General features: G+C 66.9%; 11 protein-coding genes and 1 tRNA gene. 6 read left to right on the top strand and 6 right to left on the bottom strand.

What is annotated here, in order from left to right:
- Nucleotides 1-9: 9 nt before the first annotated feature.
- Nucleotides 10-690 (top strand): amino acid ABC transporter permease, encoded by a 681-nt coding sequence (locus tag DIE02_RS18165; RefSeq protein ID WP_059534893.1) that lies wholly within the window; start codon nt 10-12, stop codon nt 688-690.
- Nucleotides 687-1,445 (top strand): amino acid ABC transporter ATP-binding protein, encoded by a 759-nt coding sequence (locus DIE02_RS18160; protein ID WP_124486713.1) that lies wholly within the window; start codon nt 687-689, stop codon nt 1,443-1,445. The genes DIE02_RS18165 and DIE02_RS18160 overlap by 4 nt, the downstream gene beginning before the upstream one ends.
- Before the next feature lie 29 nt (nt 1,446-1,474).
- Here the strand turns inward: DIE02_RS18160 and DIE02_RS18155 are convergent, their stop codons facing one another.
- Nucleotides 1,475-2,290: an alpha/beta fold hydrolase gene (locus DIE02_RS18155; RefSeq protein ID WP_124486712.1), complete on the bottom strand. Its 816-nt coding sequence runs from the start codon at nt 2,288-2,290 to the stop codon at nt 1,475-1,477.
- An 81-nt stretch (nt 2,291-2,371) separates the two neighbouring features.
- Between DIE02_RS18155 and DIE02_RS18150 the strand changes: the two genes are divergently transcribed.
- Entirely contained in the window at nt 2,372-2,986 is a 615-nt protein-coding gene (locus DIE02_RS18150) for a CGNR zinc finger domain-containing protein (protein WP_124486711.1), read from the top strand.
- A 42-nt stretch (nt 2,987-3,028) separates the two neighbouring features.
- On the opposite strand, the gene DIE02_RS18145 is transcribed toward DIE02_RS18150, so the two are convergent.
- Complete coding sequence (locus DIE02_RS18145) at nt 3,029-4,078, bottom strand: DUF3592 domain-containing protein (RefSeq protein ID WP_124486710.1); 1,050 nt, start codon at nt 4,076-4,078, stop codon at nt 3,029-3,031.
- Nucleotides 4,079-4,268: 190 nt separating this feature from the next.
- Nucleotides 4,269-4,344 (bottom strand) — tRNA-Lys (locus DIE02_RS18140).
- A 191-nt stretch (nt 4,345-4,535) separates the two neighbouring features.
- Between DIE02_RS18140 and DIE02_RS18135 the strand changes: the two genes are divergently transcribed.
- Together DIE02_RS18135 and DIE02_RS18130 are read left to right on the top strand one after the other, a co-directional pair.
- A complete protein-coding gene (locus DIE02_RS18135; protein WP_044847342.1) occupies nt 4,536-4,940 on the top strand; it encodes a PaaI family thioesterase in 405 nt (134 codons plus the stop codon).
- 8 nt (nt 4,941-4,948) lie between these two features.
- Nucleotides 4,949-5,815: a patatin-like phospholipase family protein gene (locus DIE02_RS18130; protein WP_124486709.1), complete on the top strand. Its 867-nt coding sequence runs from the start codon at nt 4,949-4,951 to the stop codon at nt 5,813-5,815.
- Nucleotides 5,816-5,894: 79 nt separating this feature from the next.
- Here the strand turns inward: DIE02_RS18130 and DIE02_RS18125 are convergent, their stop codons facing one another.
- Complete coding sequence (locus tag DIE02_RS18125; protein WP_044847344.1) at nt 5,895-6,908, bottom strand: D-2-hydroxyacid dehydrogenase family protein; 1,014 nt, start codon at nt 6,906-6,908, stop codon at nt 5,895-5,897.
- Between the two features lie 425 nt (nt 6,909-7,333).
- On the opposite strand from DIE02_RS18125, the gene DIE02_RS18120 reads away from it, so the two are divergent.
- Entirely contained in the window at nt 7,334-8,383 is a 1,050-nt protein-coding gene (locus DIE02_RS18120; RefSeq protein WP_044847345.1) for a LysR family transcriptional regulator, read from the top strand.
- Nucleotides 8,384-8,518: 135 nt separating this feature from the next.
- Here DIE02_RS18120 and DIE02_RS18115 read toward each other — a convergent pair whose 3' ends face one another.
- A complete protein-coding gene (locus tag DIE02_RS18115; protein ID WP_124486708.1) occupies nt 8,519-11,116 on the bottom strand; it encodes a DNA topoisomerase III in 2,598 nt (865 codons plus the stop codon).
- Between the two features lie 203 nt (nt 11,117-11,319).
- The gene (locus DIE02_RS18110; protein ID WP_044847347.1) at nt 11,320-11,700 is read right to left on the bottom strand and encodes a thioredoxin family protein; all 381 of its coding nucleotides are present in this window, start codon (nt 11,698-11,700) and stop codon (nt 11,320-11,322) included.
- Between the last annotated feature and the right edge of the window lie 23 nt (nt 11,701-11,723).

Here is an 11,723-nt window from a genome sequence, read left to right as displayed (position 1 = left end):
GGCTGACCGATGCCGCCCTGGCTGCACTTGATGGCGGAATCGCTGCGGCCCCTGCTGGTGGCGGGGCTCGTGTTCACGGTTCCGCTCACGCTCGCGTCGTTCGCGATCGGCCTGCTGCTCGCGTTCGGCGCGGCGCTCGCGCGCCTGTTCGGGCCGCGCTGGGCGCAGGCCGGCGTGCGTTTCTACATCTGGCTGTTTCGCGGCTCGCCGCTGCTCGTGCAGCTGTTCGTGATCTTCTACGGACTGCCGAACGTCGGCATCGTGCTCGATCCGCTGACCGCCGCCGTGATCGGCTTCTCGCTGAACGTCGGCGCGTACAACGCCGAGGTGATCCGCGGCGTGATCGAATCGATCCCGAAAGGGCAGTGGGAAGCCGCGTACTCGATGGCGATGACGCGCGCGCAGGCGCTGCGCCGCGCGATCCTGCCGCAGGCCGCGCGCGTCGCGCTGCCCGCGCTGTCGAATTCGTTCATCTCGCTGGTAAAGGACACGTCGCTCGCGGCCGTGCTGACGGTGCCCGAGATCTTCCAGGCCGCGCAGCGCATCGCGGCCGTCACCTACGAGCCGCTGATCCTCTATACCGAAGCCGCGCTGATCTATCTGCTGTTCAGCTCGGTGCTCTCGTCGCTGCAGCGTCGGCTCGAGCTGCGCTTCGGGCGCCATGCGCTGTTCCACGCGGAGTTGCGATGATCCGTCTCGAACGCATCGACAAGTCGTTCGGCGCGCAGCGCGTGCTGACCGGCATCGACCTCGCATTGCAGCCCGGCAGCGTGACCGCGTTGATCGGGCCGTCCGGCAGCGGCAAGAGCACGCTGCTGCGCTGCGTGAACCTGCTCGAAGTGCCGGAGGCGGGCGCGCTCACGGTCGGCGACGCCCGCATCGACTTCGCGGCGGGGCGCCGCCCGTCGCGCGATCACGTGTTCGCGGTGCGCCGTCAGACCGGCATGGTGTTCCAGAACTTCCAGTTGTTTCCGCACCTGAGCGTCGTGCAGAACGTGATGGAAGGGCTCGTGACCGTGCAGCGCTGGCCGCGCGAGCAGGCGCGCGAACGGGCGCTCGCGTTGCTGGACAAGGTCGGTATCGCCGACAAGGCCGACGCATGGCCCGCGACGTTGTCGGGCGGCCAGCAGCAGCGCGTGGCCATCGCACGCGCGCTCGCGCCGTCGCCGCAGGTGCTGCTGTGCGACGAGCCGACGTCCGCGCTCGATCCCGAATTGTCCGTCGAAGTCGTCGAAGTGTTGCGCCAGCTCGCGCGGGAAGGCACGACGATGCTGATGGCCACGCACGACCTGCGCCTGGCTGCGTCGGTCGCGCACGATGCGGTGTTTCTCGCGGATGGCCGCGTGGTCGAGGCCGGCGCGTCGCGCGAGCTGTTCGGGCGGCCGCGAGATCCGCGCACCGCGAAGTTCGTCGCGACGCTCGCGCAGGGCGTGCCGGCCTTCTGATTGGCCACGCCACGCGGCTGCGTGGGCGATCATTCCTGTCCGTGTGCGTCGAGCACTGCGGCGACGATCGCCTCGGGCGCATCCTCCTGGACCAGGTGCCCCGCGCGCGGCACGCGGATCAGCGTGCCGCCCGCGATGCGATCGGCGAGCGCCTGCCCCTGTTCGCGCGGAATCCACGCGTCGTCCTCGCCCCACACGATGCGCACCGGAAAGTCCGGCGGCGCATAACGGGCCTCGGCTTCCTCGATATAGCGCTGGCGCATCTGCGCGATCTGCCGATAGAACGCCGGCTGGCCGGCCGGCGTGAGCCACGGCGAGCGGTAGATCGACAGCACGTCGTCGCTCAACGGCCGTGCGACCGCATTGCCGATGTAGGCCGACACGAGTGCGTGATGCGCATACGCCGGCAGCCCGGTGAACGCGGCTTCGTGCTGCGCGACGTGACGCACGAACGGTGAGCCTTGCGGCGCGATCGCGACGGGGTTCACGAGTGTCAGGTCCGAATACGCGATGCCGTCGAGGAAATGCGCGCGCAGCACGGTTGCGCCGCCGTAGTCGTGCGCGAGTACGCGGGGGCGTGAAAGTTTCCATTCGTCGAGCAGCGCGCCGAACAGCACGTTCTGCCGGCCGAGCGAGACGTCCGTGTCGGGCATGTCCGACTGGCCGTAGCCGAGCAGGTCGTAGAAGAACACGCGATGACGCCGTGCGAGCCACGGCGCGATGCGGCGCCACACCTGCGACGAGAACGGCGTCCCGTGCACGAGCACGAGCGGCGGCCCTTCGCCGAGCGTGCCCCATGCGATCCGGTGACCTTCAAAATTGTAGCGATTGGCGAGCTCGAGCATCGGCGCCTCCGTGCTAACCTGTTTTGGTTGTTAACAGGTTACGCCTGTTCACTCGGATGTGAAACCGATAGGTGAAAATAAATGGTTACTCGACACGAGCCTGCGCGACCGGCGCATACATGGCACGCGGCCGATTTCGTCGGCGGCCATCCGGTGCTCGATTTCCTGAACACGGTGGCCGACACGGGCAAGACGCGCGATGAGGACAAACTCGTCGACTGGCCGGCCGTGCGTGCCTGGGCCGGGAAGTCGGGGTTGCTGGCGGAGGCCGACCTGACGCGGTTTCTGCGTCATCCCCGGCAGGACGGCGCGGACGAACTCGCCGCGCTGCACGGTTTTCGCGAGGATGCGTATGCGGCGCTCGCGCACCTGACCGCCGGCGAAGGCGGCAGTGCCGGCGCGCGATCGGCGGACCGGCTCGCCGAGGCGATTCGCGATGCGATCGGGCGCAGCAGATTCGACGCGGTCGACGGCCGCTTCGCGTGGCGGCCCGATGCGCGCGCCGCGTCGCGCTGGATCGACGCGGCCGCGCTCGGGTTCGAGCATCTGCTGCGCGGCGACGATTTCGCGCGCGTGCGCCAGTGCGGCCGCTGTACGTGGTTCTTCGTCGATCGCGGCCGCGGCGTCGGACGCCGCTGGTGCGACATGCGCACGTGCGGCAACCGAGCGAAGGTGGAGGCGTTCAGGGAGCGGTGAAGCCGTGGTCGCGACGTTGGCGGCCCGGTTTTTCCGCGTTCGTCATTCGGCGAGTTCGTGCGGCCGAGGCTCGGGCCACAGCGCCCCGACGACGAACAGTCCGGCGACGAGGAACGGCGCGCCGATCGCGAACAGGATGGCCGTGAGCCCCCACCGGTCCCAGAACCGGTCGATGACCGCGCGCTCGGGCGTGACGGGGTCGTACAGCACGTCGACCACCTCGCCTTCGTACAGCCCTGGGCGCGACGAGGTCGAGCCTTGCGCGAACGTGACGGGGCGGCCGCTGTCGGTCGTGAACGCGATGGTCGCCGAATAGAGCGACGTGCGCGTGCGGGACGACTGGGCGGTTTCCGCGATCTCGACGACATGGCCGGTCGAGTGCGCGTAATGGCGGGCGATCTGCCACTGGCGCAGCCCGGCGGCGCCGGCGCCGGCCAGGAAGCCGGTGCCGATCGCGATCGGAATCAGCACGATCGCGATGTTCCAGCGGCGCCGGACCGCTTTGCGGGCGGCTGGCGCAGACAGCGCGTCGGCCTGCCGGCCGCGGCGCGCGTTCACGTACAGCAGGCTGCCGATCGCCAGCGATGCGACTGCAAGCAGCGCCGGCACCGCGACGGGCAACCAGCGTTGCGTGAAATCGTCGATCAGTGCGGGACGGTTCGGATGGGCCGGATCGACCAGGACGTCCACGCTTTCGCCGATGTCGTACGCCGGGACCACCGATGCGGTATTGCCGGCGACTTCGCGGCGGCGGCCGTCGTTCGCCAAATAGGCGACGATCGGGCGGTATGCACGCATCGCGTCGCTGTCCTGCACGATGCGCACGACCGTGCCCGGCGTCCGGATCAGGTCGCCGGCCGCATGGCTCGCGGTGACGGCGAGCATGGCTGCGACCACGAGCAGCGCAACGCCGAGCGCGAGTGCGACGAGCGCGTCCTTACGCGGCATGGCCGGATCCGTAGTGCGCGTCACGCGACGGGCCCGGATGCGATCGGGGGAAGGAGGCGACACGATGTGCGTGCCGTTGTCGGCGTGACCATGCCCTCTGAATGGTCGCGTCTCGTTCACATGATTCCATGTCTGACGTCCCATGCTCTCTCAGTGCCGGCGGCGATACGGCGATCGCCGTCCCGGTCGTGTGATATTTTGTCGGACGATTCTAGCGGAAAGTACCTGGGCGAGGCATCAATGTGATTGCCTGTCGCGAGGAGGGGCCGAGGCCGGGCGGCGCCGGAAATGGAAAAAGGCCGGTCAGCTTGCGCTGACCGGCCTTTGGAATTCCTGGTGGGGCGTGAGTGACTCGAACACTCGACCTACGGATTAAGAGTCCGCTGCTCTACCAACTGAGCTAACGCCCCCAACAGAAGAAAGATTATGCCCGTGTATTTCGGACTTGGCAAGCCCTTTCTGCGAATTTCCTCAAAATATTTCGTGGCGGCGACGGCCGCCGTCGCCGCGGTAATGAGCCATCGCAGTTGGCGCGCTCCCGGTATGATGACGTCCACACCCGTTGCGCGGCGGTCGCGCAACGTTTTCTGGACATTCGAAGATGGACGAAAACGCAGTCCGCGAATTGCTGGATCGCCTGCTGGCCCCGTGGGTCCGCTCGCTCGGTCTGGTCCCCGTATCGATCGGCGACGACAGCGTCACGATGCGCCTGCCGTTTTCCGGCGAATTCCGTCATTCGGGCGGGGTCATCTGCGGCCAGGTGTTCACGGCCGCCGCCGACACCGCGATGGTGGTCGCGATCTCGGCCGCGCTCGGCGAGTTCCGGCCGATGACCACCGTCTCGCTGAACACGAACTTCATGCGTCCGGTGCGCAAGGGCGACGTGCTCGTCACCGCGCGCGTGCTGCGGATGGGCCGCAACCTGGTATTCGGCGAAGTCGAGCTGTTCGACGAGGACGGCAAGATGGCCGTTCACGCGACGTCGACCTACGCGCTCGTCAGCTGAGCGGCGCGATGTTCGACCAGATCGTCTTCGCGGGCGGCGGCAATCGCTGCTGGTGGCAGGCCGGCTTCTGGGACGTCGCGCAGCCGGCGCTCGGCTTGCGCCCGCGCGTGATCGCGGGGATCTCCGCCGGCGCGGCGACCGCCTGCATGCTGTATACACGCGACGCCGCGTGGGTGATGCGCTATTACGAGGAAGCGCTGCGCCACAACCGCAAGAACGCGTACTGGGGCAACCTGTTCGGCCGCGAGCCGGTGTTTCCGCATTACCGGATCTACCGTCAGGCGCTGCTCGACATCTACGGCGAGCCGTTCGCGCGGCTCGCCGACGCGCCGGAGATCCGCATCGGCGTGTCGCACGTGCCGCGCTGGCTCGGCGCGCGCAGCGCGGTCGCCGCGGGCCTCGTCGCATACAACATCGAAAAGTACCTGCGCAAGACGCTGCACCCGACGCTCGGGCGCACGCTCGGTTTCCGGCCCGAGTTCGTGCGCGCGCAGGCGTGCGCGAGTGTCGAGGAACTCGCCGACCTGATCCTGCAGTCGTCGTGCACGCCGCCGTTCACGCCGGTGCTGCGCCGCGGCGGCCGGCCGGTACTCGACGGCGGGATGGTCGACAACGTGCCGGTCGACGCGCTCGACACGTCGCCGGGCGACGTGCTGGTGCTCGTCACGCGGCTGTATCCGCGCCCGCAGATGTTCACGGTCGCGCACGGCGACCAGCGGCGGCTGTATGTGCAGCCGTCGAGCAAGGTGCCGATTTCGAGCTGGGATTACACGAGTCCGTCGCAGATGCGGCATGCATACGATCTCGGACGGCGCGACGGCGAGCATTTCCTCACGCGCGTCGACGCGATGACGGGCGGCCGCGTGGCCGCCTGAAGGCGGGGAAGGCGGGAAGCCCGGCAGCAGAGCCGCGCGGCGAGCGCGGCCCGTGCCGGTCAGCACCGGTCGGAGTCCGTCAGCGCACGCGGCGCGGCGTCAGCGCTTCCGGATTGACGACGCTCGACATATCGCCCTGGTCGAACGCGAGGATGTTCTTGAACGCCGCGCTGAAATAGAGCTCGTAGCTTTCGCGCTCGACGTAGCCGATGTGCGGCGTGCAGATCACGTTTTCCATTCGCAGCAGGCTGTAGCCCTGCAGGATCGGCTCGCTCTCGAACACGTCGATCGCGACCATCCCCGGACGGTTGTGCGACAGCGCGTTGACGAGCGCGTTCTCCTCGAGCAGCTCGGCACGGCTCGTGTTGACGAGCAGCGACGTCGGCTTCATCCGCATCAGGTCTTCCTGCTTGACGATCCCGCGCGTGTCGTCGTGCATGCGCAGGTGCAGCGACAGCACGTCGCTCTGCTCGAACAGCGCTTCGCGGCTCTCGGCGGCCGTGTAGCCGTCGGCGCGCGCGGCCTCGAGCGAATGCTCGCGGCCCCAGATCAGCACGTTCATCCCGAACGCCTTGCCGTAGCCGGCGACCAGCCGGCCGATCTTGCCGTAGCCCCAGATGCCGAGCGTCTGGCCGCGCAGTACCTGGCCGAGGCCGAAGTTCGGCGGCAGCGCCGACGTCTTCAGGCCCGACTGCTGCCACGCACCCTGCTTCAGGTTCGCGACGTATTGCGGAATGCGGCGCTGGGCGGCCATCACGAGCGCCCAGGTCAGCTCGGCGGGCGCGACCGGCGAACCCGTGCCTTCGAGCACCGCGATGCCGCGGTCGGTACACGCTTCGAGGTCGATGTGGCTCGAGATGCGGCCGGTCTGGCTGATCATGCGCAGGTTCGGCAGCTTGGCGAGCAGTTGCGACGAAATCGGCGTGCGCTCGCGAATCAGCACGAGCGCCTCGACTTCCGCCAGGCGGCTCGCGAGTTGCCCCAGGCCGCGTACCGTGTTGTTGAAGACCTTCACGTCGTGCTCGGCGAGCATCTCGAAGCAGTTCAGCTTGCGGACGGCGTCCTGGTAGTCGTCGAGGATGGCAATTTTCATGATCAGCGGGAGTCGCGCGTTGAAAGCGGCAGCGGCGGCGGCGCAGGTCGCGCACCCGTCCCGCCCGGCCGGGGCCGACATGATGCTACGTCGGCGCACGTCGTGGTGTCTTTTTAACAGGTTGTTACGCTCCGCCGCAATCGGCGCCGGCCTGAGCCGGCGCCGCTCCCCTCGGACGCGTCGGGATGCGATGTTGTGTCGCATCAGACACGTCCTTTCTGATTCGGCAGCTTACCGGAGGAGGTTCACCCAATTGTTGCTTCAATCAGAATAATTGGATCATCCATTCGCGATGAGTGAGGATTTTTGACTATTTTTATCGTCAAGGCGGCCCTTGTTGAGCAACTCTGCATCATTTCCGCTGTCGTAGGAGAATTACGCATTTGCTTCAACTTTTTGAAGTTGTAACAGCGGCAGGAGTCGTTATGGATCATTTGCAGTCGATGCGCGTGTTCGTCAAGGTTGCGGATCTCGGCAGTTTCGCGCGGGCCGCGAGTGCAATGGATATTTCCAACGCGGTCGCGACGCGTCACGTCGCCGATCTGGAAGGCCGGCTCGGCACGCGCCTGCTGAACCGCACCACGCGCAGCCTTTCGCTGACGGAGTCGGGCCAGGTCTATCTGGAGCGGGCGCGCCAGATTCTCGATGAGCTCGAGGATGTCGAGCAGATGGTCGTCGCGCGCAATCACGAGCCGGTCGGCACGTTGCGCATCGTCGCGCCGGTCGTGTTCGGCCTGCACAACCTTGCGCCCGTCCTGCAGTCGTACACCGAGAATTTCCCGAAAGTGGTGCCGGATCTGACGCTGGTCGACCGCCAGGTCGATCTCGTCGAGGAAGGTTTCGACGTCGGCATCGTCGTGACGCGCCAGATGCGCAGCGCGAGCATCGTCACGCGTCGGCTGACCACGGGCTGCATGACCGTGTGCGCGACGCCGAGCTACCTGGAAAAGCACGGCGTGCCGACCCATCCGGAGCATCTCGCCGAACACCCGGCGCTGAGCCTGCCGACCGAATACTGGGGCGACGAGCGCGTGTTCACCGGGCCGGACGGCGAAGTGCGCGTGCGCCCGACCAACGTGATCGTCGCGAACAATACCGCGATGCTGCGCCAGTTCGCGCTGCTCGGGATGGGCGTCGCGATCCTGCCCAGCTACCTGATCGGCAGCGACATCGCGCGCGGCGCGCTGGTCCGGCTGCTGCCGGATTTCCGGCTGCCGCAGGTCGAGATCAACATCGCGTATCCGAGCCGGCGCCACCTGCCCGCGAAGGTGCGCACGTTCATCGACCACCTCGTCGAATATTTCAGCCACTCGACCGACGCGATGATGGGCGAACAGTGGGCCGCACAGAGCGCGGCGCCTGCGCCGATCGGCGTCGAGATGCGTGCCGAGCCGCCCGAGTCGACCGACCCGAACCTGCAGCCGCGGCTCGCGCGTTCGCCGCGCGCGCGCGTCGCGGTGCCGTCGCCGCTGTAACGGCGCGGCGGCCGCGCACCGGCACGGCCGGCAGCAGGCACCAAGAAAAAACGCGGATCGAGCGATCGATCCGCGTTTTTTTGTCGCCGCTTCACCGGCGTACTACGGGCCGGAGAAACCCCGGCGCCCGGGGCGTCAGGAGCCCGTCTTGCGCGCCGTCGTCTTGCGGGTGGCGGTCTTGCGCGCCGGTGCCGGTTTCTCGTCGGCGCCTTCCGTCACGGTTTCGGCATCCTTCGTCGCCGATTTTGCCGTCTTCTTCGCGGCGGCGGCCTTCGGTTCCTTCTTCTCGAACTCGAAACCGATCTTGCCGTCCGGCTGCTTCACGAGGAATGCCTTGAAGTTGCGGCCCGTGCGCGACGACTTGAAGTTCGGCAGCAGATCCGTGCGGCCGTCGGCCAGCAGTTTCGCCATCTGCTCGCGCGTGATTTCCTGCTGCAGGATCACCTTGCCCGAACGGAAGTCGCAGGTCTTCGGATTCGCGACCGAGTGTTCGCACACATAGCTCATCCCGTGCTCGAACACGCGGCCCTTGCACTTCGGGCACGCGCCGACCGGTTCCTGCGCGGAGAAGTCGGGCGCTTCGCCTTCCTCGCCGCCCTGGTCCTGGCCGAAGTCGAACTCGAGCTTGTAGTTCTTCGTTTCGTCGTCGAACGAGAGCTTCAGGATCGCCGAGAACGGGCGGCCCATCTTGCTGCGGAAGCCGGACAGCGGGCCGATGGTTTTTTCCCGCAGCAGCTCCTCGACTTCCGCGATCTCGAACTGCCGGCTGCCCGGAATCTTCGAGATCGAGAACTCGCACTTCGTGCATGCGAAGCGGCGGTAGTTTTCCTTCACCTGGCCGCCGCAGTTCGGGCACGGCGTCTCGAGCGTCGCGTAATCGCCGGGGATCGTGTCGGAATCGTATTCCTTCGCGCGCTTGACGATCTGCTGCGTCATGCGGGCGATTTCCTGCATGAACGCGTCGCGCCCGAGGTTGCCGCGCTCCATCTGCGACAGCTTGTATTCCCATTCGCCGGTGAGCTCGGGCGCGGTCAGCTCCTTCACGCCGAGCCCGCGCAGCAGCGTCATCAGCTGGAATGCCTTCGCGGTCGGGATCAGCTCGCGGCCTTCGCGCACGAGATACTTCTCGCCGAGCAGGCCTTCGATGATTGCCGCGCGCGTCGCCGGCGTGCCGAGGCCCTTCGCGGCCATCGCCTCGCGCAGCTCGTCGTCCTCGACGAGCTTGCCCGCGCCTTCCATCGCGGACAGCAGTGTCGCTTCCGAGTAGCGTGCGGGCGGCTTCGTGACGAGCGCGACGGCGGCGATCTCGTCCGTCTTCACCTTCTCGTCCTTCTGCACCGGCACGAGGTTCGCGTCCGCGCCTTCGGCGTCGCGGCCGTACACCTGCAGCCAGCCCGGCTCGACGAGCACCTTGCCTTCGGTCTTGAAGTGATGGCCGGCGACTTCGGTGATCCGCGTCGTGACGCGGAACTCGGCCGCCGGGAAGAACACCGCGAGGAAGCGCTTCACGACCATGTCGTACAGCTTCTGCTCCGGCTCGGACAGCGACTTCGGCGCCTGCAGCGTCGGGATGATGGCGAAGTGGTCGCTGATCTTCGAGTTGTCGAAGATCCGCTTGTTCGGCTTCACCCAGCCCTTGTCGAGCACCTGCTTCGCATGCGGCAGGTAGTTGTGGCTCTCCTTGAGCATCTCGAGCGTGGACTGCACCGTCGAAATGTAGTCTTCCGGCAGCGCGCGCGCGTCGGTACGCGGGTACGTGAGTACCTTGTGCTTTTCATACAGCGCCTGCGCGAGGCCGAGCGTGTTCTTCGCGGAGAAGCCGAAGCGGCTGTTCGCTTCGCGCTGCAGGCTCGTCAGGTCGAACAGCAGCGGCGACAGCTGGGTCGACGGCTTCGATTCCTCGGACACCGTGCCGACCTGGTCGCGGCACGCGGCGACGATCGTTTCGGCGGCCGGCAGGCTCCAGAGGCGCGAGTCGCGCTTTTCCGGATCGAATTCGTCGCGCTTGAATTTCGGGTCGAACCACTTGCCTTCGTAGAAGCCGCCCGCGCATGCGAACTCGGCCTTCACTTCCCAGTAGTCGCGCGGGATGAAGCGGCGGATTTTCTCTTCACGTTCGACGACGATCGACAAGGTTGGCGTCTGAACGCGGCCGACGGTCGTCAGGAAGAAGCCGCCGCCCTTGCTGTTGAACGCGGTCATCGCGCGCGTGCCGTTGATCCCGACCAGCCAGTCGGCTTCCGAGCGGCAGCGTGCGGCGTCGGCGAGCGGCTGCATGTCCGAGTCGGTGCGCAGGTGCGCGAAACCGTCGCGAATCGCCTGCGGCGTCATCGACTGCAGCCACAGGCGCTGGACCGGCTGCTTCGCCTTCGCGTGCTGCACGATCAGGCGGAAAATCAGCTCGCCCTCGCGCCCCGCGTCACATGCGTTGATCAGGCGATCGACGTCCTTGCGCTTCATCAGCTTGGTCAGGACTTTCAGGCGCGACTCGCTTTTTGCGATCGGATTCAGGTCGAAATGCGGGGGGATGACGGGCAGATGAGCGAAGCTCCATTTCCCGCGCTTGACCTCGTACTCTTCCGGGGCGGCGATTTCCAGCAGGTGGCCGACCGCGGACGACAGGACGAATTCGTCGCTCTCGAAGTATTCGTCATGCTTGGTAAAGCCGCCCAAAGCGCGCGCGATGTCGTTCGCGACAGAAGGCTTTTCCGCAATGATCAGAGCTTTGGACATGACAGATGTGTGTTGGTAGACCGGGTTCGCCGGCGTGGGTCCCTTTTACGACGGCTTTATAGCACACGCCGCAGCGACGGCGGCTCGGCGTGCAAAAAGCGGCTCATCATAGAGGGGGGGCGCAACGGCGGCAAGCGCGCCCGGCGCGGCGGCACGCGCAACGGCGCGAAAAGCCCGGAAAAGCCGCCCGGCCGGTGCGCGGTTCACGCCTCGACGTTCAGGATATTGCGCAATTTCGGTGCGTGCGGCGCGCCGGGCACGGCGCTCAGGTCGGACAGCATCCGTTCGACGATCGTCGCGTGCGGCAGCACCGTGCCGAAGAAGCGCGCGGTGTTCGCGTCCTCGATCAGGATCGTCGGGAAATTCTCGACGTCGAGATCGTCGAGCCGGTCGGCATGGGTTTCGATGTCGATCCACGCGAAGCAGGCGTCGGGATGGGTATCGGCGAGCTGGTCGAAGGCCGTCCGGTAGTCGCGGCAGGTGCCGCACCACTCGGCGCACAGGCAGGCGACCAGCAGCGTGTCGGGATCGGCGAGGCGCTCGGCGATCCGATCGGCATCGGTGTCGAGATTCAGCGCGGGCATGGAATTCCTTGGGTAGCGTCGGC

Origin of the sequence: Burkholderia sp. Bp8991 (genome assembly GCF_003853795.1) — a bacterium.
GTDB lineage: Bacteria > Pseudomonadota > Gammaproteobacteria > Burkholderiales > Burkholderiaceae > Burkholderia.
This window is presented reverse-complemented; position numbering and strand designations above follow the sequence as displayed.